This window comes from Cupriavidus sp. 10L45, assembly GCF_056395225.1.
In genome coordinates this window covers 756,299-782,567 of record NZ_JBFTJC010000001.1, presented here as the reverse complement: position 1 = coordinate 782,567, position 26,269 = coordinate 756,299, and the positions used below count along the sequence as shown (strand labels likewise).

Annotated in this window: 23 protein-coding genes; 13 read left to right on the top strand and 10 right to left on the bottom strand. The window is 68.5% G+C overall.

The window, feature by feature from the left end; all coding sequences use genetic code 11:
• Positions 1 to 6: 6 nt before the first annotated feature.
• The 4 genes from hydA to AC1DFU_RS03475 all read right to left on the bottom strand — a co-directional run bounded on the left by hydA (position 7) and on the right by AC1DFU_RS03475 (position 4,766).
• Positions 7 to 1,425 carry a dihydropyrimidinase gene (gene hydA, locus AC1DFU_RS03490; protein ID WP_092297468.1) on the bottom strand — a complete coding sequence of 473 codons (1,419 nt, stop codon included), beginning with the start codon at positions 1,423 to 1,425 and terminating at the stop codon, positions 7 to 9.
• Between the two features lie 27 nt (positions 1,426 to 1,452).
• Entirely contained in the window at positions 1,453 to 2,181 is a 729-nt protein-coding gene (locus tag AC1DFU_RS03485) for a maleate cis-trans isomerase family protein (protein ID WP_092297385.1), read from the bottom strand.
• A gap of 63 nt (positions 2,182 to 2,244) precedes the next feature.
• On the bottom strand, positions 2,245 to 3,438 hold the full coding sequence (locus AC1DFU_RS03480; protein ID WP_441592938.1) for a serine hydrolase domain-containing protein: 1,194 nt from the start codon (positions 3,436 to 3,438) through the stop codon (positions 2,245 to 2,247).
• A gap of 26 nt (positions 3,439 to 3,464) precedes the next feature.
• Positions 3,465 to 4,766: an MFS transporter gene (locus tag AC1DFU_RS03475; protein ID WP_092297379.1), complete on the bottom strand. Its 1,302-nt coding sequence runs from the start codon at positions 4,764 to 4,766 to the stop codon at positions 3,465 to 3,467.
• 193 nt (positions 4,767 to 4,959) lie between these two features.
• Between AC1DFU_RS03475 and AC1DFU_RS03470 the strand changes: the two genes are divergently transcribed.
• Entirely contained in the window at positions 4,960 to 5,679 is a 720-nt protein-coding gene (locus AC1DFU_RS03470) for a GntR family transcriptional regulator (protein WP_092297376.1), read from the top strand.
• Between the two features lie 98 nt (positions 5,680 to 5,777).
• On the opposite strand, the gene AC1DFU_RS03465 is transcribed toward AC1DFU_RS03470, so the two are convergent.
• The 5 genes from AC1DFU_RS03465 to AC1DFU_RS03445 form a co-directional block, all read right to left on the bottom strand.
• On the bottom strand, positions 5,778 to 6,575 hold the full coding sequence (locus AC1DFU_RS03465) for an ABC transporter permease (RefSeq protein WP_441592937.1): 798 nt from the start codon (positions 6,573 to 6,575) through the stop codon (positions 5,778 to 5,780).
• Entirely contained in the window at positions 6,572 to 7,189 is a 618-nt protein-coding gene (locus AC1DFU_RS03460) for an ABC transporter ATP-binding protein (RefSeq protein ID WP_092297370.1), read from the bottom strand. Before AC1DFU_RS03460 ends, AC1DFU_RS03465 begins: the two co-directional genes overlap by 4 nt.
• 119 nt (positions 7,190 to 7,308) lie before the next feature.
• Positions 7,309 to 8,337 carry a Bug family tripartite tricarboxylate transporter substrate binding protein gene (locus tag AC1DFU_RS03455; protein ID WP_092297465.1) on the bottom strand — a complete coding sequence of 343 codons (1,029 nt, stop codon included), beginning with the start codon at positions 8,335 to 8,337 and terminating at the stop codon, positions 7,309 to 7,311.
• 9 nt (positions 8,338 to 8,346) lie between these two features.
• Entirely contained in the window at positions 8,347 to 9,609 is a 1,263-nt protein-coding gene (locus tag AC1DFU_RS03450) for an alkyl sulfatase dimerization domain-containing protein (RefSeq protein ID WP_441592936.1), read from the bottom strand.
• A gap of 199 nt (positions 9,610 to 9,808) precedes the next feature.
• Positions 9,809 to 10,810: a LysR family transcriptional regulator gene (locus AC1DFU_RS03445; protein WP_255370897.1), complete on the bottom strand. Its 1,002-nt coding sequence runs from the start codon at positions 10,808 to 10,810 to the stop codon at positions 9,809 to 9,811.
• 195 nt (positions 10,811 to 11,005) lie between these two features.
• Between AC1DFU_RS03445 and AC1DFU_RS03440 the strand changes: the two genes are divergently transcribed.
• The 10 genes from AC1DFU_RS03440 to AC1DFU_RS03395 all read left to right on the top strand — a co-directional run bounded on the left by AC1DFU_RS03440 (position 11,006) and on the right by AC1DFU_RS03395 (position 23,481).
• On the top strand, positions 11,006 to 12,235 hold the full coding sequence (locus AC1DFU_RS03440) for a CaiB/BaiF CoA transferase family protein (RefSeq protein ID WP_441592935.1): 1,230 nt from the start codon (positions 11,006 to 11,008) through the stop codon (positions 12,233 to 12,235).
• Positions 12,232 to 12,942 carry an enoyl-CoA hydratase/isomerase family protein gene (locus AC1DFU_RS03435; RefSeq protein WP_092297361.1) on the top strand — a complete coding sequence of 237 codons (711 nt, stop codon included), beginning with the start codon at positions 12,232 to 12,234 and terminating at the stop codon, positions 12,940 to 12,942. The genes AC1DFU_RS03440 and AC1DFU_RS03435 overlap by 4 nt, the downstream gene beginning before the upstream one ends.
• Complete coding sequence (locus AC1DFU_RS03430; RefSeq protein ID WP_441592934.1) at positions 12,935 to 14,131, top strand: acyl-CoA dehydrogenase family protein; 1,197 nt, start codon at positions 12,935 to 12,937, stop codon at positions 14,129 to 14,131. Before AC1DFU_RS03435 ends, AC1DFU_RS03430 begins: the two co-directional genes overlap by 8 nt.
• Before the next feature lie 39 nt (positions 14,132 to 14,170).
• Positions 14,171 to 15,328, top strand: a complete 1,158-nt coding sequence (locus AC1DFU_RS03425) for an acyl-CoA dehydrogenase family protein (RefSeq protein WP_255370895.1) — start codon at positions 14,171 to 14,173, stop codon at positions 15,326 to 15,328.
• A gap of 97 nt (positions 15,329 to 15,425) precedes the next feature.
• Positions 15,426 to 16,442, top strand: coding sequence for a Bug family tripartite tricarboxylate transporter substrate binding protein (locus tag AC1DFU_RS03420; protein WP_441592948.1), 1,017 nt, complete (start codon positions 15,426 to 15,428; stop codon positions 16,440 to 16,442).
• 46 nt (positions 16,443 to 16,488) lie between these two features.
• Positions 16,489 to 17,562 carry a porin gene (locus AC1DFU_RS03415; protein WP_441592933.1) on the top strand — a complete coding sequence of 358 codons (1,074 nt, stop codon included), beginning with the start codon at positions 16,489 to 16,491 and terminating at the stop codon, positions 17,560 to 17,562.
• Positions 17,563 to 17,662: 100 nt separating this feature from the next.
• Positions 17,663 to 19,816, top strand: a complete 2,154-nt coding sequence (locus tag AC1DFU_RS03410) for an acetate--CoA ligase family protein (protein ID WP_477159820.1) — start codon at positions 17,663 to 17,665, stop codon at positions 19,814 to 19,816.
• Positions 19,817 to 19,840: 24 nt separating this feature from the next.
• On the top strand, positions 19,841 to 21,160 hold the full coding sequence (locus tag AC1DFU_RS03405) for a DUF1254 domain-containing protein (RefSeq protein ID WP_441592931.1): 1,320 nt from the start codon (positions 19,841 to 19,843) through the stop codon (positions 21,158 to 21,160).
• Positions 21,161 to 21,190: 30 nt separating this feature from the next.
• A complete protein-coding gene (locus AC1DFU_RS03400) occupies positions 21,191 to 22,507 on the top strand; it encodes a DUF1254 domain-containing protein (protein WP_441592930.1) in 1,317 nt (438 codons plus the stop codon).
• Positions 22,504 to 23,481 carry a Bug family tripartite tricarboxylate transporter substrate binding protein gene (locus AC1DFU_RS03395; protein ID WP_092297346.1) on the top strand — a complete coding sequence of 326 codons (978 nt, stop codon included), beginning with the start codon at positions 22,504 to 22,506 and terminating at the stop codon, positions 23,479 to 23,481. The genes AC1DFU_RS03400 and AC1DFU_RS03395 overlap by 4 nt, the downstream gene beginning before the upstream one ends.
• 14 nt (positions 23,482 to 23,495) lie before the next feature.
• Here the strand turns inward: AC1DFU_RS03395 and yddG are convergent, their stop codons facing one another.
• The gene (yddG, locus tag AC1DFU_RS03390; protein ID WP_092297343.1) at positions 23,496 to 24,401 is read right to left on the bottom strand and encodes an aromatic amino acid DMT transporter YddG; all 906 of its coding nucleotides are present in this window, start codon (positions 24,399 to 24,401) and stop codon (positions 23,496 to 23,498) included.
• A gap of 176 nt (positions 24,402 to 24,577) precedes the next feature.
• Here yddG and AC1DFU_RS03385 point away from each other — a divergent pair, with 176 nt between their 5' ends.
• Together AC1DFU_RS03385 and AC1DFU_RS03380 are read left to right on the top strand one after the other, a co-directional pair.
• Positions 24,578 to 25,549 carry a Bug family tripartite tricarboxylate transporter substrate binding protein gene (locus AC1DFU_RS03385; protein WP_441592929.1) on the top strand — a complete coding sequence of 324 codons (972 nt, stop codon included), beginning with the start codon at positions 24,578 to 24,580 and terminating at the stop codon, positions 25,547 to 25,549.
• A gap of 258 nt (positions 25,550 to 25,807) precedes the next feature.
• Positions 25,808 to 26,269: a tripartite tricarboxylate transporter TctB family protein gene (locus AC1DFU_RS03380; protein WP_441592928.1), complete on the top strand. Its 462-nt coding sequence runs from the start codon at positions 25,808 to 25,810 to the stop codon at positions 26,267 to 26,269.

Here is a 26,269-nt window from a genome sequence, read left to right as displayed (position 1 = left end):
GCGCCATCAGATCTCGGGTTGGCCCGCTTCGAGGAACCGGCCACGGCCGGCCGTCGGTTCCAGGTATTCGCCATTGCGCACGATCATCTCGCCCCGCGAGAACGTGGTCATCGGCCAGCCGGTCACCTCGATGCCCTCGTACGGCGTGTAGTCCACGGCGTGGTGCAGGTTGCTGTTGGCGATGCGCACCTGGCGCGCCGGGTCCCACAGCACGATGTCGGCATCGGCGCCAATCGCGATGGTGCCCTTGCGCGGATAGAGCCCGTACAGCTTGGCTGGCCGGTACGCCGTCAGTTCGACGAACTGGTGCAGGGACAGCTTGCCGCGCGCCACGCCATCGAACAGCAGCGGCAGGCGGGTCTCAATGCCTGGCACGCCGTTGGGGATGTGGTCGAACGGTTGCGCCGTCCCGCCGAGCTTCTTGCCCTCGGGATCGTCGTAGTTGAACGGGGCGTGGTCGGACGAGAACACGCTGAACACGCCGTTGGCCAGCGCGCGCCACACGGCGGCCTGGTTCTCCGGGTCGCGCGGCGGCGGGCTGCACACGCACTTGGCGCCTTCGTAGCCGTCGTCGCCGGGCAGGCCCATGTCTTCGGCGGTCAGGTACAGGTATTGCGGGCAGGTCTCGGCGAGGATCTTCATGCCACGGCCCTGCGCCCAGCGGATCTGCTCGATGGCTTCCTTGCCGGACACGTGCACGATCAGGATCGGCACATCGACCAGTTCCGCGAACGAGATCGCGCGATGCGTGGCTTCCCGCTCCACCACGGCGGGGCGCGCCAGCCCGTGGAAGCGCGGCGCGATGCGGCCTTCTCCCACCAGCTTGTCGGTCAGCCACGAGATGCAATCGGCATTCTCGGCATGCACCATCACCAGCGCCTTGTTCTGGCGGGCCACGTCCAGCACTTCCAGCATTTCGCGGTCCGACAGCTTCAGGTCGTCGTAGGTCATGTAGACCTTGAACGAGCTGTAGCCCTGGCGGATCAGCGCCGGCAGCTCGTCCTGCAGCACGGCGGGCGTCGGGTCCGCCACGATCAGGTGGAAGGCGTAGTCGATCACCGCGCGGCCCTCGGCGCGGCGATGGTAGTCGGCCACCGCCGCACGCAGCGAATGGCCCTTCTCCTGCGCGGCGAACGGGATCACCGTGGTGGTGCCGCCGCACACCGCCGCGCGCGTGCCGGTGAAGAAATCGTCGGCCATGCGCATGCCTTCCGGCATGGGCTGGTCCAGGTGGCAATGGCCGTCGACGCCGCCGGGCAAGGCCAGCAGGCCCGTGGCGTCGACTTCCGTTGCGGCGGCGGGCAGGTCGTGCCCGAGCGCCACGATGCGGCCGTGGCGCACGCCGATGTCACAGCGGAAGCGGTCCGAAGCGGTGACCACGTCCGCATTGCGGATCACGAGGTCAAGAATGTTGTCTGCAGGCATGGTCATCCCTCCGTTACGCGTCCTTCATTACTCGACTTCGCGGAACAACCGGCCCCAGCCCTTCAGGGCGCGGGTGTCCACGCCGGCCAGGCGCAGCGACTTCCACACGACCGTGGAGATCGTGTCGTAGAGCGGGATGCCCGTCTCGGCTTCCAGTTCCTCCGCCAGATGGGCGGCGTGCAGGTTGGTGCAGAACGTGGAGATGGCCTGCACGTTCTCCTTCGCCAGCGCGCGCACCATCGTGCGGATGGTGTCTTCCTCGACCTCGGCGAAGCTGTAGTTCACGTGGAGGTCCAGGTGGCGCTCCGCCGAGCAGTCGATGCCGCTGCGCTGGTAGTTGGCGATGATGCGCTGCTGCACATCATCGAGATAGGGCGTGGCCAGGCCGAAGCGGCGCGCGCCGGTCTTCTCGAGGATTTCGTTCAGGGCCAGGACCGAGGTAGTGGCGGGAATGCCGGTGGCTTCGGTGATCTGCTTGCACAGCGCCTGGTCACGGTCGAAGCCGAGCCAGCCGGACGACGTGCCGTTCCACGCAATCACGTCGACACGGGCATCGGCCAGCAGGCGGGCCGCCGCGAGGATCTTCTCCAGGTCGAACTGACCCAGCGCCTGGTCACGCAACGAAATCTCGGTGACAGTGAAGCGCGAGAAATGCGCGCTGACGTTGGGCAAGCCGCTGACCATCGCGCTGGTAATAGGCTCCAGCGCGGTGTTGGAAGACGGCGTCAGCATGCCAAGGCGAATCTGTTTGCTCATGGTTGGTTCTCAGGAGTTTGCGGGCACCGTCTGGGAGCGGCGCCTCTGCGGGTTGTATTGGTTTTATTGTTCGGGCTTGTCGTTGAAGGCGAGCTGCGTGCCGGGCACGCCCTGGCTGGTACGCGCCAGCTCCAGTTCCCGCTTCAACGCGGCTTGTCGCGCGGCGTCCGGCTTAACGGTGTTGCCGGCCTGCAGCGCGGGAAGCACGTAGTCGTTAACCATCTGGCGATAGAGGTCCAGGTACTTCGCATCGCGCAGGCCGCCCTGCGTCGACATGATGCTGTTCATGACGATCACCGCGTTCTGCTTGGGCAGCACCGTGATGAACTGGCCCTTGTAGCCCATCGCGCTGAACTCGCGCTCGCTCTTGACGATGTTGTTGACCCAGCAGTAGTAGCCATAGTCCCCGGCGGGGCCGGACGGCGTGGTCATCTGGGCCACCCACGAGGCGGGCACGATCTGCTGGCCGTTCCAGCTGCCCTGGTTCAGCATCAGCATGCCGAGCCGGGCCATGTCGAGCGAGCGCAGGCGCAGCCCCCAGCCACCGGACACCGCGCCTTTGCCGTCGGCACCGTCCCAGCGGTAGTGCGACATCCCCAGCGGCTTGAACAGGCGCTGCGCGGCGTACTGCTGCTCCGGCATGCCCGTGACCTGGCTGATCGTGGCGCCGACCAGCACCGGGTTGACGTCGATGTAGTCGAACTCCGTGCCGGGCCTGGCGCGCACACTGGCCGAGGCGGCCACCTTGAGGCGGTCCGGCACGCCGTAGTACAGCGTGTCGGTGCCCTCCACCAGCTTGTACGACAGCCCGCTCGACATCGACATCAGGTGCCGGAGCTGGATCTGCTGCTTGTCCGCCAGTGACGGGGCCAGGTCGGGGCGCGCGGCGGCCAGCCTGGGGGCCGGCGCGTCGCTCGCGCTGAGCTTGCCGTCGCCGACCAGCGTGCCCACCAGCAGCGCGCTGATGAACTTGGTGACGGAGTAAAGCTCGTGGTTGTAGTCCCGCGAGAGGCCGTCGCCGTAGCGCTCGAACACAATCTTGCCGTCCTTGATGACGAGCAGGCTGCGCACGTCGAGCTTGTCGCGCCGGATCCATTCGGACAAGGCGACGAGCCGCGTGGAATCCACGCCGACCGACTCGGGCTGTGCCGTGGGAATGCCTTCGACGGTGGCAGTGGCGGTGCCGGCCATGGCCGGCTGGGCCAGCAAGGCGCCAGCGGCCAGCAGCGCCGCCACGACAGGGTGGAATCGTTGCATGATGGTCTCCTCCAGACCGATGCCCGTCAGACCGGGATCTTCTTTTCGTAGTCGATAGCCGTGGACGACAGCAGCAGGCCCACGCCGGCGGCGGCAAAGAACATCAGCGCCAGGAAGTACGAGCCGGTGAACTGCACGATCATGCCGACGATGATCGGCACGCAGATGCCGCCGATATTGCCACCGAGGTTCATCACGCCGCCCAGGAAGCCGATCTTGTCACGGGTACCCAGGATCGACGGGATGCACCAGAACAGGCCGCACCAGCGCAGGAAGAACAGCGTGGAGGACAGCAGGGCCACGACCACGGTGGCGTTGGTGACATAGGCCACGGAGAAAATCGACACGGTGGCGACCACGGCGGCGATGCCGAACAGCGTACGCATCACCACGTTGGGGCGGCCGCCGGCCTCCTTCCACTTGTCCGCGATCCAGCCGCCGATCAGTTCGCCGACGAAGCCGCTGAAGAAAATGATGAAGCTGGCACCGCCCATCGCCTTGATGTCGAACCCGTGCACCTTGTTCAGGTAGTTGGGCATCCACGTCAGCAGGCCGTAGAACACGGTGTTGAAGCACATCCAGCCGATGGCCATGCACCAGACCGAGCGGTACTTGAAGAAATCGAGCGAGCGGCCCGACAGGTTGGCCGGCTCGGCGCGATGCTCGCTGGCCTGGGCTTCCTCGATATAGCGGGCCTCGAGTTCGTTGACGCCCGGGTGCTGGCGCGGGGAATTGCGGATGTACCACCAGGCCACGGCGCCGGCGATGACGGTGCCCACGCCGGCGACGACGAAGGCCAGGCGCCAGGAGTCGAGCGCGGCAATCAGCCAGGTGATGATGATGGCGCCCAGCGCGGCACCGAGCGGCGCGCCGCCATCAAGCAGCGTGGCACCACGGCCGCGTTCGTTCTGCGTCATCCAGATGGCGTTGAGCTTGCCGCCGGCCGGATAGATCGGCGCCTCGGCGGCACCGAGGCCCAGGCGGGTCAGCAGCAACGTCGTGGCGCTGGTGCACACGGCGGCCATGGCCTGGAACGCGCCCCAGAACACGGTGGCGCAGGCAATCACGATGCGCGGCTTGTACTTGTCCGCCAGCATGCCGCCCGGCACCTGCATCAGGGCGTAAGTCCAGAAGAACGAACTGAGGATCAGGCCCTGCATGGTGGGACTGAGGTCAAACTCCTTCGCGATCAGCGGCATGGCCACGGACAACGACGCGCGGTCGATGTAGTTGATCGCGATCAGGAACAGCATCATCAGGAAGATCTTCCAGCGGACGGTGCTGCGCGGGGCCGGCATGGTGGCGGCGGCCTGGCTCGTGGATGGCATGACGGGGGTCTCCTTGCTCCTTGGTGCTGCGTTGTCGAGGCGTTTCTAATCCGGGTGTCGCGCAACTGTGACGGAGTATAGGATACGTAATCTGTAATTACAACGCGCGTAAGTCATTGATTTATATGCATAGGGTAAGCACCAATTCCGGGTGTGATACGCTTCGCTTCAGTGCAATTTCCCCATTCTGGTGATGTCCGTGACACAAGCGCTGCCCAAAACTGCCCGACTCCGCACACTTGGCATGTCCGCCGAAATCGCGGCGCGGCTGCGCACGATGATTCAGGAGGGCGAGCTGCCGCCCGGGGTCCGCATGGACGAGAAAGCGTTCTGCGAAGCGTTCGACGTGTCGAAGACGCCCCTGCGTGAGGCGCTGAAGGTGCTGGTGTCCGAAGGGCTGGTGCTGCATCGCCAATACATCGGCTATCGCGTGGCGCCGCTGGACCTCGAGGAACTGCGCGAAACCTTTGAAACCCTGCACGGGCTGGAAGCCCACGCCGGGGGACTGGTGGCGCGGCGCATGAGCGATGCGGCGCTGGCGAAGATCGAGCGCAAGCACCAGTCCATGATCGACGCGCATGCGGCCGGCCGGCGCACGGATTACTTCCGCATCAACCAGGAAATCCACCAGCTGATCGTCGATAGCGCGGACAACGCCGTGCTGTCCGGCATCTACGCCACGCTGATGAGCAAGGTGCATCGCGCCCGGGGCGCGGCCAACACCGAAATGCTGCGCTGGCAGGAATCGCACGAGGAACACGAGGCCATCATGGCCGCCCTGCGCGAAGCGGGCCGCCCACGACTGCCGCAGATCCTGCGCGAGCATTCCGAAAATACCGCGAAGGAAGTCCTGCGGGTACTCGAGCAGACCCTGGCCGAACCTGCCGCGCGGGTGGCCGGCGCCTCGCGCTAGCGCCTCGACGATCCAGTGCTACTACGGCAACGGCCGCACGGTGATTGCCACGGTGATTGCCACGGTGAGCACGCGCTGGTAAGCCGGCGCGGCAGGCTTCACCGCACCTGCAGGCGGTCCAGCCGCAGCCGATGCCGGGCGTCGGTCAGCCGCCACGCGGCCAGCCAGGCGGCCAGCACCACCGCCAGCAGGCTGCCGCCGGCCAGCAGGAACATCAGCAGGATCTGGTAGCGTGCGGCGTCGATCGGGTCCATCCCCGCGAGGATCTGGCCGGTCATGATGCCGGGCAGCGTGATGATGCCGGCCGCCGCCATGGTGTTCACGGTCGGCAGCAACCCGCTGCGCACGGCCTGGCGAAGGATGGGGCGCAGGGCCGTGTGGCGGTCGTCGCCCAGTGCCAGCCGCGCGTCGATGGCCTGGCGCTGGTGCCAGGCGGCCGTGAAGGTGGCCTGCAGCGTCAGGCTGGCGGCATTCATCGCATTCCCGAGGATGATGCCGGCCAGCGGGATGGCGTGGCGGGCGTCGTACCACGGTGAAGGCCGCAGCGCCGTGACCAGCGCCAGCACCGTGATGACCAGCGTGGGCACGCTCACCGTGGCCAGCCCRATGATGAACTGCCAGCGCGCATCGAAGCGGCGCTCCTGCCGGCTGCCGGCCTCGCGCGCGGCGGCCAGGATCATGGCCAGCACCACCACCAGCGTCACCCACGGCGACGACAGCTCAAATACCGCCCGCAGGATCAACCCCACCAGCATCAGCTGCACCACCATGCGCACCGCCGCCCACAGCAGGGTGCGATGGATGTGCAGGGACATCACCAGCGACAGCGCGGCGCCCGCCACGATCAGCAGGCTGGCGAGCACCAGATCGCCCGTGGTCAACAGGATCGGACTCATGGGGACACGGCCTCCAGCCCGTTCTGGCACAGCCGGAACTGCGCATTGCGCAGCCGGGCCGCCTGTTCCTCGTTATGGGAGACCACCAGGAGGCCGATGCCTTCGGTCATCACCCGCTTCAGCACCGCTTCCACGGCGAGCGTGGTATCGCGGTCCAGCGCGGACGTGGGCTCATCGAGCAGCAGGAAGCGCGGCCGGCGCATGACAGCCCGCAGCAACGCCAGGCGTTGCCGCTCGCCGGTGGAGAGATGGCTGACGGGGGCCGCGAGGATGTCCGCGCGCAGGCAAAGATGCCGGGCCAGTTGGTCGAGCCGGGGGTCGATCGCGTCCTCTTCGCCGAAATGGGCGCGCACATCGTCGGCCCACCAGCCCGACTCGGCGGCCACATAGATGACCTCGCGCCGCCAGGCCGGTCCGCTCAGGGCCTCGCGCGACAGATTGCCGAGCCGCACGTCGCCGTCATTGGGGTCGAGGTCGGCAATCATGCGCAGCAAAAGGCTCTTGCCGCTGCCGGACGCGCCAGACAGCACCGTGCACTTGCCCGGCGGCACGTCGAAGGTATAGGGACCCCGGCCATGGCCGGTCAGGTTGTGGATATGAAGATGACCGTCCATCGGGCGCACGGGTGAGCGTCGGCACAGTTGTGGGGACCACAGCCTACCGCGATTTCCTTAAGCGCAGATTATCGGTCCGCGCGGTCTTGCTCTCATCGCCCACCCGCCCTTTTTGTTGGTCAGTCGACGGTGATGTGGTTGGTGCGGATCACGTTGCCCCAGACCGAGACATCGTCGCGCACGGTCTGCGCGAACTGCTCCGGCGTCTTGACCGGCGGCATCGCCATATTCAGCAGCAGGAAGCGCTCGCGCATGGCCGGGCTGGTCAGGATCCGGTTCACCTCCGCGTTCAGCCGCTGCACGATGGCGGCGCTAGTGCCCGCCGGCGCGAACATGCCGTACCAGCTATTCGTCTCGAATGGATAGCCCTGCTCGGTCATGGTCCGCACCTCGGGCGTGGCCGGCCCGCGCCGGGTGCCGCTGATGGCCAGCGCGCGCAGCTTGCCGGCACGGATCAGCGGCACCGACGAGGAGGTATCGACAAAGGCCACCCGCACGATGCCACCCTGCATGTCGTTCAGGATCTGCGGCACGGTCTTGTACGGCACATGCCGGAGGCGGATGCCCGTCTGCATCTTCAGGGCCTCCATGGTCAGATGGCCGCCGGAGCCGATGCCCCACGACGCGTAGTCGTAGGCGTCCGGCCGCGAGCGCACGTGCTCGACGAAGGACTTCAGGTCGCGCGCGGGGAAGTCCGGCGTTACCGCCAGGAAGTTGCCGCCGCCGCCGACCTGCACCACGGGGATCAGGTCGCGCAGCCCGTCATACGGCATCTTCGGCTGCAGGGTCTGGTTGATGACCACCGTCGCCGCGTAGGTGAACAGCAGCGTATGGCCGTCCGGCGCGGCCTTGGCCACGATGTCATTGCCGATGATGCCGGTGGCGCCGGGCTTGTTGTCGATCACGAAGGACTGGCCGAGGACCTTGCCGAGCTGGTCGGCGATAGGCCGGGCGAACAGGTCCGGACCGCTGCCGGCGGACCCCGGCACCACCAGCCGCACCGGGCGGGACGGCCACGGGTTGGCGGCACGGGTCGCTCGGATCGGATTCACGGCGGCGGCGAGCCCAAGCATCGCCATCGACTTCAGCAGCCTGCGGCGCCCGGCGTCTGTGTCGTCGTCATCGGGAAGGGAAAGGAGTCGTGTCATCGCCATCCCTCAATGCATGCCGAAGTTGTCATCCACAGCCGTCGCGCCCGCCTCCAGCACCGTGGCCGCAGCCACGTACAGGCTGCGCGACACGTAGCTCTGCACCTGTTTGGCCCGTGCGCGCAGCCATTCCGCCTTGAGCTGGCGCGCCTCGACCACGTGCGGCGCATCGCCGGGCGCCAGCGCCAGCAGGTCGATCACATGCAGCGCCAGTTGCAGGTCGCCACGCGCGGCCAGCGCCTGGGCATGGCGCACCACCGCGCCATGGTTGTCGATGGCCGCCGCGATCTCGCTGGCCACCTGCTGCGGCGGGGCTGGATGCAGCGTGGTGGCGTTGCGGTCCCACCAGCCATTTTCGGAGCGATAGATATCGCGGGCGATATAGCTCGGGTCGCCGTAGGTCGGCCGCATCCACGGCTGCTCGAACAGGTCCGGCGGCGGCCGCAGCGCGGCCAGCATCTCCCGCTCGTTGCAGCCGGCGTTCATCAGGCGGACGACTTCCTGGCGCATCCAGCGCAAGGCCCGCGCCGTGTGCAGCAGCACGTGCTGGCAGATGTCCTCCCCTTCCAGCGTGGCGCCGAACTCGCGCACCACGGTCTGCGGGCGCAGGCCGGCCAGCCGCTCCAGCGTCTCGGCCCAGCGCACGGTGTCGCGCATGGTGCGGAACGGGGTGCCGATATTGGGAATGGAATCGATGATGGCCGGGCCGCCATAGAGCAGCCGCCGGCCGGGCAGCCAGACCGCCACGGCGTCGTCGGTCTCGGAGGGTGCCCAAAGAATCTCCGCGCGCTGTTCGCCATGGCCCACGGTCATGCCGTCCCGGAACGTCTCGGACGGCGTGGTATGCCGCAGCTTGCCAGCGAGTGCCCCGGCGCGATGCCGGAACTGGATCTCGGCCATGCGCTCCTGCAGCCGCTGCGTTTCGCGGTAGCGGCTCTGGCGCGCCAGCACGTTCACATGGGCCAGCACACGCGGGGCCGGTTCGCCGCGCTGCGCGGCATGGTCGATCCACTGCTGCACGCCGGCGTTGTAGCCGAGGTGGCCGTGGCTGTAGCAGAGCGCGATCACCGGCAGTTCGGTCTGCGTGCGCAGCGCCTCGATCATGCCGGCCGTCACGGACCCGCCGGGGCCGCTGTCCACCACCAGCAGGCCGTCGCCGACGTCAGCGACGAAGGTCTGGCCCTGTCCATGCAGCAGCCAGACACCCTCGGCAATGCGGTCGATCCCCTTGCCGGTGATCAGTGCGGCCGGACGATCCTCGATCTCGTTCATGGCATCCCTCCCAGTTTGGCGAAGGGATATTCACGCGCAGACGGCGCACTATCGTCAGTGGGGAAAGTCCCCGGCCGGCACGGCGCGCAGCCTGCGGCGCCAGCAACAGCGCGCCCTGGCGGTGGATCGGAAATATTCGCTGTGAACCGCCGGTTATCACCTGCGTGGCGCAGGGAGTTCCCGGCGCGCGGTGGCTGCGCTAGCCAGCCGCCATCGGGGCGATCGGGGCGATCGGGGCCGGGGTGGCGCGGGCCGCAGGTGCCGGGTGCGGCACCTGTCGCCGCAGCGGGCTGTCCGGCATCTTGCTCATGTAATGCACCTCGCGGCGCAGCAGGGTGGCGAACTGCTCCGCCACCGGCGTCATCGGCGAATCGGCGCGGTAGATCAGGCTGACCGCATGGCTCGGCAGCGGGTCTTCGATCGGCAACGCCACCAGACCAGCCGTGGCCAGGCGCCCCGGCACCAGTTGGCGCGGCAGCAGGCACAGCAGCGAGCGGTCCTGCAGCAGCGTCTGGATCATGCCGATGGTGTCGCAGCGCACCGCCACGCGGGGCAGCGGCAGGTCGAGCGCGCGGAAGGCGTCCAGGATCGCCGCGCCCGGGCCCTGCATGCGCCGACCGGTCAGCACCCAGTCGGAATTGACCAGCTCGCGCAACGTCCGCGCATGGCGCAGCGGATGCTCCTGATGCGCCACCACCACCGAATCGTTGTGGTACAGCGTCTCGCAGACAAATTCGCGTTCGATGCCTTCATCGGGAATCGGGCTCACCGCCATGTCCATCACGCCGGCGCGCAGGTCGGCCAGATGCTCGGGATAAACGCCGCTGTCGATGCAGACCTGCACGTCCGGATGCTGGGTGCGGAAGCGCTTCAGCACCGCCGGCAGCAGCAGGTTGGCCGGCCCGCCCGTGGCGCCGATGCGCACCGTGCCGTTGCGCGTGCCCAGCATCTGGGTCATCTCGTCCGTGGCCTTGCGCGCCTCGGTGGCGATCAGGCGCGCCCGGCGCAGGAACGCATCGCCAAAGCGGGACAGCACCACGCCGCGCGTGGTGCGCGTCAGAAGTGGCACGTGCAGCTCTTCCTCGAGCTGCCGGATGCTCTTGGTGATGGCCGGCGCCGACACGTCGCGCACCTTGGCGCCGGCGCGAATGCTGCCGCTTTCCGCCACGGCAATGAAATCCTGCAATTGGCTCAGACGCATGACTCGCCTCCTCCCGAAAGACCGTGTGATAACGCCCTGCTCCGCGAGCATAGCGGGATTTGCGGGCATCAGTGATAACCCGAGGTGCTAACCGTGGGTTCACACACCGCGTGTTGCGGAGGCTATTGGCATTGCAATGCGTGGCCCATCATCCCCTTCCATCGATGCCCCGCATCGTCATGAAACGAGAGATCGATGGCAATTCCAGAAGACCTGCCCCTGGCAGGCATCCGCGTGGCCGAGTTCGGCCAGTTCATTGCCGCCCCCGGCGCCGCGATGATGCTGGCCGACCTGGGCGCCGATGTGATCAAGGTGGAACCGCTGCGCGGAGACAGCGCGCGGCGCTTCGACGGTACCAGCTCGCAAAGCCCGATGTTCCTGGCCTACAACCGTGGCAAGCGCGGCATGGCGCTGGACCTGCGCCAGCCGGCGGGCGCGGAAGCCGCCCGCCGGCTCGCCTTGTCTTGCGACGTGGTGCTTCACAACGCGCGGCCGGGGACGATGGAATCGATCGGCCTCGACGCCGCCACGCTGCGCACCGCGAAACCGGCGCTGATCCATGCCTCCGTCACCGGCTTTGGCACGCGCGGTCCGTCGCGCCTGCGGCCCGGGCTCGACATCGCGGCCCAAGCCGAAAGCGGCATGATGTCGGTGACAGGCGAAGCGGGCGGCCAGCCCCTGAAGGCCGGCTTCGCCCTGATCGACGCCGCCACGGCGCTCGCCACCTCGAACGCCATCCTCGCCGCGCTGTTCCGGCGCCTGCGCACCGGCCAGGGCGAAACCATCGAGACCTCGCTGCTGACCGTGGGCATCCAGCTCCAGGCGCAACTCTGGTCCGAATACCAGTGCTCGGGCGCCCTGCCGGTGCGCAGCGGCAACAGCCAGCCGAAGGCGGCGCCGGCGGCGGATGTTATCGCCGTGGCCGATGGCCATATCGTGCTGTCGGCCTATCTCGACGAACACTGGGCGCGGCTGTGCGATGCCATCGGACAACCCGCGCTGGCCCAGGATCCGCGTTTCGCGAGCAACCCGCTGCGGGTGAAAAACCGCCCTGCCCTGCTGGACGTGCTGCACGCCGCCCTGCGCGGCTACACCGGTGAACAAGCGCGCGCGCTGCTGGAACGCCATCAGGTGGTGGTGGGCGTGGTGCGCGACTACCAGCAGGTGGAACGCAGCGCCGATGTGCTGGCGAGCGGCCTGCTGATGCGCGTCGGCGACGGCCTTGGGGGCGAGATCGCCCTCCCGGGCCTGCCCTTCACGATGGCCAGCCTGCCTCCCGCCGCCACGCCCGCCGTGCCGCGGCTGGGCGAGCACACCGCAGCGGTGCTGCGCGAACTCGGCTATGACGACGTCGCGATCCGCACGATGGCGCAGGCACGCGCCATCGCCATTGAATCGCTCGACACCACGGAGGCCAGCGCATGACAGCCGACACCCCCATCCTGATCGACCGGCACGAGGGCTGGGCCGAGATCACGCTGAACCGGCCGGAAACCCGCAACGCCATCGACATGGCCACCGCCGAAGCGCTCGGCGAGGCCATCGAAACGCTCGAACGCGAGCCCGGCTTGCGGGCGGTGGTGCTGCGCGGCGCCAATGGCGCGTTCTGCTCCGGCCTCGACTTGAAAGCGTTGCAGGCCCATCCGGCCGGCATGAACGGCTTCGCAGCACGCTGGGACCGCGTGCATGGCGGCCTGATGCGCAGCCGCAAGGCGTGGATCGTGGCGCTCGAACGGCACGCGGTGAACGGCGGCGCCGCGCTGGCGCTGGCTGGCGATCTGCTCGTCTGCGGGGAGCGCGCATTCCTGCAGATCGCGGAGGTGCGCATCGGCATGAATGCGCCGCGCAATATCGCGTGGCTGGCCCTGCGGCACAGCGAGGCCGTGGCGGCCCGGCTGTGCCTGCTGGGCGAGCGCGTGCCGGCCAGCGACCTGCTGCGGCTGGGCATCGCGACGGAAGTCATTGCCGACGCGGACGTCGTCGCTCGCGCCCAGACCTTGGCCACCACGATTGCCGGCTTCCCCGCCGAAGCGGTGGCCGCCATCAAGGGCAGCCTGCGCGCCGCCAGCACGCGCCGACCGCCGGCCGAATGGTTCGATGCCTGCGCCGACAAGGAGACCCCTCATGGCTGAGTTCGAAGCACTGCGTCACGAGGTCCGCGCCTTCGTGGCGGAAGCCCTGCCCCCGCCCGTGCGCGAGAAAGTGCGCCTCGGGCTGGAAGTCAGCAAGGACGAGATGATCGACTGGCAGCGCCGGCTGGCCGCGCGCGGCTGGCTCGCGCCCCACTGGCCCCAAGCCTGGCAAGGGGCTGACTGGAGCGCCGCGCAGCGCGCCGTGCTGCAGGAAGAGCTGGTGCTGGCCCACGCGCCGGAGACCGGTGGCATCTCGATCGAAATGATCGGCCCAATCCTGATCCGCTACGGCACGCCCGCGCAGCAGCAGCATTTCCTGCCGCGCATCCTCAATCTCGAACACTGGTGGTGCCAGGGCTACTCGGAGCCGAATGCCGGCTCGGATCTCGCCTCGCTGGGCACCCGCGCGGTGCGCCGCACGCGCCCGGACGGCACCGAGGTCTACGTGGTCAACGGCAGCAAGATCTGGACGTCCTACGCCCAGTACGCGGACTGGATGTTCTGCCTCGTGCGCACCGACACCGAGGCGCGCGCCCAGCAGGGCATCAGCTTCCTGCTGATCGACATGCGCAGCCCCGGCGTCAGCGTACGGCCGCTGATCGGCATTCACGGCTGGCACCTGTTCAATCAGGTGTTTCTCGATGACGTGGAAGTGCCGGTGGACATGCGCGTCGGCGAGGAGAACGCGGGCTGGTCGATCGCCAAGTCCCTGCTGGAACATGAGCGGCTGAACCTCGCCCGCGTGGCCGAGAATCGCCGGCGGCTGGCCAAGGTGCGGGCGATTGGCGCCGAGGTGGAGGAAGCCGGCGAACCGCTGATGCGCCGCCCGTGGTTCGCGCGGCGGCTGCGGGAACTCGAAGTGCGGCTGGAAACGCTGGCCGCCACGGTGCTGCGCTTCCGGCGGCTCGAACGGGCCGGCGGCGCACTCGGCCCGGAGACCGGCATGCTCAAGCTGATCGGCAGCCGGCTGATCCAGGACATCGAGAACCTTGCGGTGGATGCGCTCGGCCCGGACACGCTGGCCTATGACCGCGCCGCGCACTTCGAACCGCCCGCCACGCAGCCGGATCGTTCGCAGTACGCGCCCGCCGCCTCGGCGCGCCGCTTCGTGACGCGTGGCTACACCATCGCCGGCGGATCGAGCGAGATTCAGCACGAATTGCTCGCCAAGCAGGTACTCGGACTCTGAGGGACGGCACCTCCACACGACATGACAGGACACTCAAGCATGGAAGACCGCGACGACGCGCGCATCGAAGAGCGCCGCATGCTGCAGGAAAGCGTGGAGCGCTTTGTGGCGCGCGGCTATGACTTCGCGCAGCGCCGGGCCGCGCTGGCAGAGCCCGATGGATTCTCGCGCAAGCATTGGCGCACCTTCGCCGAGATGGGCTGGCTGGCGCTCGGCCTGCCGGAAGCCTGTGGCGGACTCGGTGACGACATGGATCAGGCCCTGCTGGCCGAGGCGCTGGGACAGGCCATGCCGGCCGAGCCGTGGCTGGCCAACGTCGCCCTGTGCGCGCCGCTGCTGGCGAACGCCGGCAGCGCGGCGCATCTCGCCATGGCCGAGGCCATCGCCGCCGGTGAGAGCTTCGCCGCGCTGGCCGCCTTCGAGGTGCAGGGCCGCCACGACGCCTTCGACGTCACCACGCAGGCCGAACCGCGCGGCGCGGCGCAGTGGGTGCTCGACGGCAGCAAGACGCTCGTGCTCGGGGGCGGATGTGCCGATGTGCTGCTGGTCCTGGCCCGTACCGAAGGCACACGCCGCGACCGCCAGGGGCTGACCCTGTTCGCGGTGCCGGCCAGCGCGCGCGGCGTCAGCGTGCAGGCGTTACCCACCTACGACGGCCGCCAGACCGCCACCGGGACGCTGCGACGCGTGCTGGTGGCGGACGACACGCGCATCGGCCCGGTCGGCGCGGCCTGGCCGATGGTGCAGGCCGCCATCGACCGCGCCACCGTCATGGCCTGCGCCGAAGCGGTGGGCGCGATGACGCGGGCCTTCGCCCTGACACGGGAGTACGTGATGACGCGCCAGCAGTTCGGCCGCCCGCTCAGCGCCAATCAGGTGATCCGGCACCGGCTGGTCGACCTGTTCGTCAGCATCGAGCAGGCCCGCGCCATCACGGAAGCCGCCGCCGCCACCTTGCAGGCCGATGACGCCACGCGCATGCGCGCGGTGTCCTGCGCGAAGGCGTTCGTTTCCACGGCCGGGCGCGCGCTCGGCGAAGACGCGGTGCAACTCCATGGCGCTGTGGGCATGACCGACGAGATGGAGGTCGGCCACTGCTACAAGCGGCTGGCCGCGCACGCAAACCTGTTCGGCGATGCCGACTGGCACCTCGCCCGGCTGGACGCACTCGAATCCGCCGCCCCGGCATCCGCCTGAGCGGCATTCACCCGGGCCCACTGCATGTGGGCCCAACCACGACATGCCGGCAACGTACCGGCTTGCGCGGCCAATGCGCCGCGACGGAGACAGCATGATGAAAAGCCAGCACACTGGCACGCGCGGGGTGTTACCGACCCTTGCCTCAACGTTCGCCACGCTCGCCACGTTGTCCGGCCTGGGCCCCGCGCTGGGCCATGCCGAAACGGCGCCCTACCCCAATCGGCCCATTCGCATGATCCTGCCGTCTGCGGCCGGCAGTGTGACGGACCAGACCGCACGTCTCGTGGCCGAGCGACTGTCGATTGCGCTGAAGAAGCCGGTGGTGGTGGATAACCGCCCGGGCGCCAACGGCATCATCGCCAGCGAGATGGTTTCCCGCGCCGAGCCCGACGGCTACACGCTGCTCTTCACCTACTCGGCCACGCTGACCGTGAACCCGTGGATCACGGCCAACCTGCCCTACGATCCGCTCAAGGACTTCACGCCGATCGCCCGGCCCAGCGCCCCCGGGGGCAACCTGCTCGTCGTCACGTCCACCCTGCCCGTGCACAACCTCAAGGAGCTGATCGCCTACGTCAAGGCCAGCCCCACGGAGCTGGCGTACTGCTCCTGGGGCGTGGGCTCGGGCGGCCACCTCACCATGGAGTACCTGAAGGCCAAGACCGGCATGCGCCTCCGGCACGTGCCCTACAAGAGCGCCGTCCAGTGCACCAACGACCTGGCGGCCGGGCACGTGACGATTGCCTTCACCGATTCGCTCTCTGCCGTGCCGCACCTGAAATCGGGCCGCATCCGGGCCGTGGCCGCCTCCGGCCCGGAGCGGGGGCTGACCACGCCGGACGTGCCCACCATGGGCGAACAGGGCACGCCCTTCAATCAGGCCAGCTGGCTAGCGCTGTTCGGCCCGAAGAACCTGCCGGCGCCGATCGTCAATCGCCTCAACGCCGAGGTGAACCGCATCCTCCAGTCCCCCGAGGAACAGCAGCGCTTTGCCGCGATGTACCTGAAGCCGGGCAAGCCCTCCACGCCCGGCGAACTCGGTGAGCTGGTGCGCGCCGACCTTGGGGCTTGGGGCGAGGTGGTGAAGGTGTCCGGCGTAACGCCTCAGTAACCGAACGTCAAAGCACAACATCCAAAACAAAGAACGGGAGACAGCAATGAGAGAGAAGTCGAGCCGCTGGCGAAGCGTGCAACGTGCCATCGGCATGGGGCTGGCCGTGGGATGCGGCAGCGCATCTGCGGTGACCGTGCAGTTGTTCGGTGTGGTCGATGCATCGATCGAGTACGCCAAGGGGTCGGAGAGCGTGGTGCGCATGCGCGAGGGCCAGCAGGCCGCGTCGCGCTGGGGCCTGCGCGGCATCGAGGATCTGGGCGGCGGCACCAAGGCCAACTTCCTGGTCGAATCGGGCTTCAATATCGACACCGGCGTCGAGTTCTTCGGCAATGGCCGCCTGTTCGGCCGCCAGTCGTGGATGGGACTGTCCAACGAGACGTGGGGCGAGTTCCGGCTGGGCCGCCAGTACACGCCATCGTTCTACGCGCTGCTGCGGCTGGACCCGTTCCTGCTCAACGGCATGGTGTCGCCGTTCAACCTGCTCAGCGCCACGGCGTCGCAGGGCACGGGCCAGGTGGCCTATGGCGCGCGCTTCGACAATGCCGTGCAGTACTTCTCGCCCACCTGGGGCGGGTTCTCGTTCGGCGCCGCGGTGGCGCCGGGGGAAGTACCCGGCGCCCCGCGCTCCGGCACGAACTTCGGCATGAACGTGGCCTATGAGGCCGGCAACGCCTACGCGTTCTACAGCTATCAGGGGATGTACACCGGCGCGGCCACGCCGCAGGTGGAGACGGCGCTGACGTCCAACCACTTCGTCGGCGGCTCCTACCGCTTCAAGCCGGTGGAAGTCGGCGTGCTGTTCAGCACCGCCAACAGCCGCCTGCCCAATACCCGCGTGGCACGCCACTATGGCGTCACGTTCAACTGGAACGTCACCGCGAGCGACACCTTCAAGGCCGCCGCGCTCAAGCGGCAGGTGCTCGGCGGCGGCGAGCGGCCATGGTCGATGACCATCGGCTGGGACCACGACCTGAGCAAGCGCACCACCGCCTACCTGCGCGCGGTCTACGTCCACAACAGCCCGGGCGGCAGCGTCTCCAACAACAGCATCGCGATCGATCCGGGCAGCGGCGATGACGCGCGCTCGATCAGCGTGGGCCTGCGGCACCGCTTCTGACGCCAGCGGCAGGCACGTCGGCGGGCCGGTATCGGAACGCCGGCGATCGGTCTATATTTCTGCAAAAGCGGTGCCCCACGCCGCGCCATACGGAGACAACATGCTGGATCTGGAACCCTTGCTGCGTCCACGCTCGATTGCGGTCATCGGCGCCTCCACACAACCCGAGAAGGTGGGCGGCATGCCCATCCGCCTGCTCGGCGAACTCGGCTATGCCGGCCGCGTCTATCCGGTGAATCCCGGCGCGGACACGGTGCAGGGGCTGCGCGCCTATCCCACCATCGACGCCATCGGCGAGCCGGTGGACCTCGCCATCGTGGCCGTGCCCGCCGCCAGCGCGGCGGACGTGATGACGCAGCTTGGCCGCGCCGGCACCCGCGCTGCCGTGGTGTTCACCTCCGGCTTCGCGGAAGTCGCCGGCGGCGCGGCGCTGCAAGAAACGCTGGCGGCGAACGCCCGGGCGCACGGCGTGCAACTGCTCGGCCCCAACTGCCTCGGGGCGATGAACCTGCGCGCGCGCATGTTCGCCACGTTCTCGCCCATCCCGCTGACCGGCGTGCCGCCCGTGGGCGAAGTCGGTCTGGTCAGCCAGAGCGGCGCGTTCGGCGCGTATGCGTTTGCGCTGGCGCGCGAGGCCGGGCTTGGCCTGAGCCACTGGGTCACCACCGGCAACGAAGCCGGCGTGCAGGTAGCCGATGTGATCGAATGGCTGGCGCACGACCCCGACACCCGGGTGATCCTGACCTATATGGAAGGCGCCCGCGACGGCGCACGGCTGCGCCGCGCGCTGGCAGCCGCGCGTGACGCCGGCAAGCCGGTGGTGATGACCAAGGTCGGCACCACAGCTGCCGGCGCCAGCGCCGCGCAATCTCACACCGCCAGTCTGGCGGGAGAGGATGCGGTCTATCAGGCCGTGTTCGACGAATACGGCGTGCACCGCGCGCCAACGCTGGAAGCGTTCTTCCGCCTCGGCTACACGCTGGCGCGTGGGCGCCGGCCTGCGCGCTGGCACGCGCGCGGCGGCTTGCCGGCCGATGCCGTGGCGCCGGTGGCCATCGTCACGGTCTCCGGTGGCGTCGGCATCATGATGGCGGACAGCGCCGAGTCGCTGGGGCTACCGCTGCCGCCCATGCCCGACGCAGCCGCCCACGCGTTGCGCACCGCGATTCCGTTCGCCAGTACCGCCAATCCGATCGACGTGACCGGACAGGTCGTGTCGCAGCCGAAGATCTTTCTCGATGCGCTGGCCGGCGTGGCGCGTTGCGGCGAGTACGGCAGCGTGGCGGCGTTCCTGGCCGGCGGCGCCAACGCGCCCCGCCTGTGGACCGAGTTGCAGCAGACCGTGGCCACGCTGGCCACGGAAGCGGAGTCCGCCCCGCTGCTGGTATCGGGCGTGATGGACGACGAGAAGCGCGCCTGGCTCGAATCCCGTGGATGTTTGGTGTTCCGCGAACCGGCTCACACGATGGAAGCGGTGGCTACGCTCGCAAAGGCGGCGGCAATGGAAGCGTTGGCTGGCGTCCCGGCTGAGGACAGCTCGAAGCCCGCTGCCATCGCCCCGCCCGATTTCCCCGATGACGCTACCGCGCTGTCAGAAGCCGAAGCGATGGCGTGGCTGGCCGAAGCCGGCGTACCGGTGGCCGCGCATGGCGTGGCGCACGACACCGACGAAGCCGTGCGCATCGCGGAATCGCTCGGCTATCCGGTGGCCGTGAAGCTGTGCTCGCGCACCATCCTGCACAAGAGCGACATTGGCGGCGTGGTGCTCAACCTCAAGGACGCAGCCGCCGTGCGCGACGCCTTCGCGCGCGTGCAAGCCGCCGTGCTGCAGTCGCGCGATGCCGATGGCCAGCCCGCGCACTTCGAAGGCGCCATCATCGCCCGCATGGTGCGCGGCTGGGGCGAGATCATGGTCGGCGTGCGGCGCGATCCCGTGTTCGGCCTCGTCGCACTGGCCGGCATCGGCGGCACGGCCGTCGAGATTTTCCGGCAGATGGCGTTCGGACTCGCCCCGCTGAGCCGCGCCCGCGCGCGCGCCATGCTCGCACAGAGCCGGGCGGAGGCGCTCTGCACCGGGCATCGGGGCCACCCGCCCCTCGATCTCGACGCGGTGGCGGAGGTGCTCGTCAAGGTCTCCCGCGCCGCTGCCGCCCTCGGGGACCGGCTCGATACGCTGGAGATCAACCCATTCATCGTCGGCGCCGATGGCCTCTGCGCCGCCGACGCCGTCATCACGCTCCGCCAACCCGGCTGACTCCATTCCCCCTTGCCCAACGACATGAACCATCCCGCACCGCCCGTCTTCGCCGCGCCCGTCCATGCCAGCCCGCAGGAGGCCCTGGTCGCCGCCGCCGCGCTGCCGCTCGTGATCTACGGCTATCCGCTGATCGAAACGCTGCGCACCTGCCGCCTGCAAACTTCCGTCGATGCGCCCACGCGCTATGGCCGCGCGCCGATGAACACGCTCTCCGCCAGCGCGCGGCTGTGGACGCACGAAGACCGCGACATCGTGACGCCCGCCAATGACCTGCTCTACTTCTGCGGCTGGCTGAATCTGGCCGATGGTCCCGTCACGCTGCGCGTGCCGCCGCTCCCTGATGCCGACCGCTACTACGTCATCGAACTGCTCGACGCCCACACCAACAACTTCACGAACCTCGGGCCGCGCAACGTGCCGCTCACCGGTGCGGACGTGCAACTGCTCGGGCCCGGACAGCAGCCTTCGGGCGCGCACGCGCAGGTCGTACACGCGCCGACCTCGCTGGTCTGGCTGATCGGCCGCGCGCTGGTGCAGGGCCCCGACGACCTCCCGCGCGCCTATGCGTTCGAACAGGGCTTCGAGATCCTGCGCAGCGCGGGGCCGGCGCGCCCCGCAAGCGTTCAGCAATGGCAGGACAGCGGCGACGCGGCCATCGACTTCTTCCAGAACCTGTACCGCGCGATGGGCGATTTCCCGCCCGCGCCGGCCGAACAGGGACTGTTCACGCTGCTGCGCAAGGCGGGGCTGCGGCTCGGGGAGGATGTCGACTTCGCCTCGCTGCGGGCGTGGGTCGTCGCCGGCCTGCGCAGCGCCTACCAGCAGGGCCTGGCCATCATCGAGGCACACACGCGCAGCCAGGGCCACAAGGCCTGGGGCTACAGCATGCGGCTCGGCACCTATGGCGACGACTGGCTGTTGCGCGCCTGCACGGCCATGAAGGGGCTGGGCGCGCTGCGCGCGGACGAAGCGGTCTATGCCATGGCAGACTTCGACGCCGATGGCGAGCGGCTCGATGGCCGCAACGCCTACGAGCTGCGCTTTGCGCCGGGCATGCTGCCGCCGGCCGATGCGTTCTGGTCGGTGTCCCTCTATGGCGAGGACCGTTTCTTCACTGCCAACGCCATCGGCCGCTATGCCGTGGGCGACCGCACGCCGGGCCTGCGCATGGAGGCCGATGGCACGCTGGTGATACCGGTGGGCCACGCGCGGCCCACGCAGGATGACAACTGGCTGCCGGCGCCGGCAGGCCCGTTCTACCTGATCCTGCGGCTCTATCATCCGGCTCAGGCATTCATGGAAGGCCAGTACACGATTCCCGCCGTGCGCCGCGCCGGCTGAGCAGTCCATCAGAACAAGACAGGAGACACCATGCCCCAAGAGGTAACCGGCACACCCGCGCTGGCGCGCGATGCCGTGATCTACACGCTGCCGCTGTACGAGATGGCGCGCATGCGTGCGGCCACGTGTCCGCGACGCAACCGCGCCGGCAAGTTCGCTGGCGACGGCCCCGAATCCACGCTGCGCTGGATCAACCACGTGATCCACACGCGCGAGCTGCTGGGCCCGCAGCACCGGCAAGTCGTCACGCCGAACAACGACACGCTCTACACCAACGCGTGGCTCGATCTCTCGCAGGGGCCCGTTGTGCTGCATGTGCCGGACTTCAACGGGCGCTACTACGTGCTTGGCCTGCTCGACTTCTACACGAACCCGTTCGGCTATATCGGCAGCCGCACCACGGGCACGGCGGCGGGACGCTTCCTGCTGCACGGGCCGTCGTGGCGTGGCGAGGTGCCGGCGGACATGCAGGCCGTGCCCTGCCCGACCGATGGCGTCTGGATGATCGGCCGCCTGTTGGTGGATGGCGATGCGGACCTGCCGGTGGTGCACGCGCTGCAGGACGCCATGCACCTGACCACGCTCGATGGCGCCGACGCCGCGCAGCCGTTCGATACCGGCATGCATCCGGCCGAGCAGCTCGGGGATCCGCAACGCTTCGCCGAAGTCGTCGCGCGGGCGCTGCGCGAGAATCCTCCCCCGGCTGCCGAGGCGGGGCTGGTGGCAAGCTTCGCCAGCGTCGGCCTCGGTCCGGATGTCGTGCCCAATGCCAGCCAGCGCGATGGGCTGGGCGCGGCGCTGCACAACGTGCTTGAGGCGCTGGCCGTGCCCCAGTCTTCGGACATGGGCGGCGGCTGGGCGATGTCGGTCGAAGTCCGCGACTCGTATGGCGACAACTTCGCACAGCGTGCGCACGTGGCGCGCAACTATATCGGCGCATTGGGCGTGCAGGAGGCGATGTACGTGATTGCGGACCGCAGCGGCGATGGCGAGCCGCTCGACGGCCGGCACGGATACCGGCTCGACTTCCCCGCCGACAATCCGCCGCAGGTCGGCGCCTTCTGGTCGCTGACGATGTACGACAAACAGGACTGCATGCTGGTGCCGAACGCGATCGGCCGCTATTCGCTCGGGGACCGTTCGGCATCGCTCCAGCGCGGTGCCGATGGGGGCCTCACGCTGTGGCTCTCCGCGCAGCCGCCGGCCGATCCGGCGCGGCACGGCAACTGGCTGCCGGCACCGCCGGGGCCGTTCTACGTGGCGCTGCGGCTCTACGTGCCGCAGGCCGCCCACCTCGACAAGGCCTACCGGTATCCGGTCATCCAGCGCACGGGAGGTGCCGCGTGACGCCACGACAACTGACGCGCCGCCGCCTGCTCGGCGCCATGGCCCTGGCGGGCGTGGCGCCCGCTGCGTTCGGGGAGACCTACCCCGCCAAGCCGGTGCGGCTGATTTCGCCCTACGGGGCCGGCGGGTCCAACGACACCTCGGCGCGCGTGCTGGCCGAGGCGTTGAGCCGCAAGTATGGCCAGCAGGTGGTCGTGGAGAACAAGCCCGGCGCCGGCACGCGGCTGGCCAGCGAGACGGTGGCCCATGCCGCGCCTGACGGCTACACCCTGCTCTGGGCCGCCGCGCCGTTCGCGATCAACACGGGCGCGGGGCTGTCGCAGCGGTTCGACATCCACAAGGACTTCGTCGCCGTGGGGCCGCGTGTGCTCGGGCCGATCTTCCTGATCGTCAACGCCAGCTCGCCCGTCAAGACGGTGGCGGACTTYGTGAAACTGGCCCAGAAGAAGCCCGATGGCGTGACGTTCGCCTCGCCCGGCATCGGCTCCGGCCCGCACCTGACGGCGGAACTGTTCGCGCAGCAGGCCAGGTTCAAGGCGTTGAACGTGCACTATCGGGGCGACGCCACCGCCTACACGGAACTGCTGGCCGGCCGCGTCGATGCCACCCTCACCGCGATCACCACGGCACTGCCGTTCATCCAGGCCGGCAAGCTGCGCGTGATTGCCGTGGCGGCGGAGGCCCGCACGCCGGTCTATCGGGATGCGCCGACATTCGCCGAGCAGGGCGTGCCCGGCGTGGTGGGGCACGGCTGGTTCGGAATCGTCGCCCCGGCGCGCACGCCGGCGGCCATCGTCCAGCAGGTGAACCGGGATGCGACGCAGGCGCTGGGCGACCCGGAGGTCACCAAGCGGCTGCTGGCGCTCGGGCTGCAGCCGGCGCCCGGCACCAGCGCCGACTTTGCCGGATTCATCGACAGCGAAGTGGCCAAGTGGGGCGCGCTGGTGAAGGCGCGGGGGATTGTGCTGGAGTAAGGGCGCTGTCGGGGCTACTTAGGCTGGTCCACGCGTCGCGTGGCCAGCCAACAGAGGATGGACCCGCCACAGACCATCGACGCGCCCTTCCAGAACGCGAGGGACAGCGGCGTCTGCAACAGCGCCGCCGCCAGCGCCGCAGAGAGCACCGGAATAAAGTACGAGGCGCCGGCCAGCACAGTCACGTTGCCATGCAGGATGCCGACGTTCCACGCCGCATAGCCGAAGCCCATCGCGCAGGCCGCCAGCGCCAGGTAGATCAGGCCGGCATAGCTGAACACCATCGTCTCCCCATGGGTGAACAGGTACTTGCCCCACAGGGCGAGCGCCGTGAGCATGAAGAACAGCGTGATGGCGTTCTTGCCTTGCGCGATGCGGCTGGTCACCGTGCAATAGCCGGCCCAGATCACGGCGCCGACGAACGCCAGGCCGTAGCTGAGCGGGTTGTCCTGCACGTTGCGCGCCATCTCGCCCAGATCCCAGCCCTGCTCGCCGCCGAGCACCCATGCAATCCCCAGGATCGCCATCAGGAAGCCCGGTACGATCGGCCAGTTGGCGCGCTGCCGGTTGAAGACGATGGCGGCCAGCATCGTGAAGCTTGGCCAAAGGTAGTTGACCATGCCGACCTCGATGGCCTGCCTGCCGCTGTTGGCGTAGCCGATGGACAGCGACAGGCACAGCTCGTAGGACACGAACAGCAGGCTGCCCCAGATCAGGTAGGCGCGCGGCAGCGTCCGGATTTTGACGGCGCCGACGGACAGCCAGAGCAGGGCCGAGGCCACCGTGTAGATCAGCGCCGCCCCGCCGGTGGCGCCAAAGCTCTGGCTGACGCCCCGGATCAGGCCAACGATCGAACTCCAGAGGAGGATTGCGAGCAGCCCGATCAGCGTGGCCTGTTTTCTGCTATGCGTGACTGCCATGTGTTCGGATACAACGATGTGGACGGTTGGAGCGGCATTCTAATCGTCCCGGGCAGTGGCTTCCCGAAATTGGGTCGACTGGTAGCGGGCACGGAGCGGGCACGGGAGCGTAGAATCTCGCCCGTAGACGCCACCGAGAGACGTCACGTCATTGCCCATCATTTGAGGAGATTCCGTTGAAGCCGTCGCGCACTACCCCGCACACTACCCTTCTCGCCTTGCTGCTCAGCATCGCCAGCACCGCCCACGCCGCCTACCCGGACCGTCCCATCAAGCTGATCGTGCCCTTCCCGCCCGGACAGGCCACCGACATCTTCGCGCGTGCCCTGGCCGAGAAGCTCGGCAAGCAGCTCGGCCAGTCCATCGTGGTGGAAAACCGCGCCGGCGCCGGCGGCAATATCGGCATGGAAGTGGCCGCGAAAGCCACGGCCGATGGCTACACGCTGGTCATGGGCGGCAGTGCGATGGCCATCAACCAGACGCTCTACAAGAAGATCAACTACGATCCGCGCCAGGATTTCGCGCCGATCTCCGGGGTGTTTTCGGTGCCGCTGGTCTTCCTGGCCACGCCGCAGTCGGGCTTCCAGTCCTTGCATGAACTGATCGCCAAGGCCAAGGCGGCCCCGGGCAAGTACAGCTATGCCAGCGCCGGCATCGGCGGCACGCAGCACCTGTCCGCCGAGATGCTCAAGGCGCAGACCGGCGTGTTCATCGTGCATATTCCCTACAAAGGCAGCGGCCCGGCGCAGGCGGATTTCCTCGGCAACCAGATCCCGCTGATGGTCGATTCCGTGACCGCCGCCATGCCCCTGATCCAGTCCGGCAAGGCCGTGCCGCTGGCCGTGACCACGGCGAAACGCGTGCCCCAGCTGCAGCAGGTGCCGACCGTGCGAGAAGAAGGCGTGCCGGGCTTCGAGGCGCTGGGCTGGGCGGTGATGATGGCGCCGGCAGCCACGCCGCCGGCCATCGTCAACCAGCTCAACACGGAGACGGTGAAAGCGCTGCAATCGCCAGAACTGCGCAAATTCATCACCGACCGCGGCTCCGAGCCGATGCCGATGACCCCGGCCGAGACCGGCAAGTTCGTGGACAGCGAGATCCGCAAGTGGTCGACGGTGGTGAAGCGGTCGGGGGCGACGGCGGACTGACAGACCTGGCCGCCCCATGCGGCCACCCCCCCAAAAGCCCGGCCAAAAGCCCGGCAGCCCATCAGGCTGCCGGGCTTTTTTCATTGTGGCGCCCCGGGCACCACCGCAGGAACCGGCCCCACGGATTTCTAGGGAATAACCCTTGTCTTCACCAAAATACATCACAACATGATGTATCTTTCGGAACTCCAAAAACAGAGTCGGTTGTGTCGGCGCGTTGCGCGTCGTCCGATCCGCGCGCCCCCAAGGAGACCTCGCATGCGCATACGCAGGCAGACAGACCTACTTTCCGGGCTGATGTTCGTCATCGTCGGACTCAGCTTTTCCTTCGTTGCCCGTGGCTACTCCATGGGCACAGCCGCCAAGATGGGGCCGGGCTACTTCCCGTTCTGGCTCGGCATCGTGCTGGCCTTGCTCGGCGCCGTGGTGGCGGCCGGGTCCATGTCCCGCGAAGGTGAAGCGGATCGCATGGCGCGCTGGGACATCAAGACGCTGCTGTGGATCCTGGGCTCCGTGGTCCTGTTCGGCCTGCTGCTGAAGCCGCTCGGCATGGTGCTGTCGGTGCTGGCGCTGGTGCTCGTCTCGTCGATGGCCAGCCATGAATTCACGTGGAAGGGTGCCGCGCTCAATGCCGTGGTGCTCGTGGTGATCAGTACCGTGGCATTCGTCTACGGCATCAACCTGCAGATGCCGGTGTGGCCGGCGTTCCTGATCAACTAG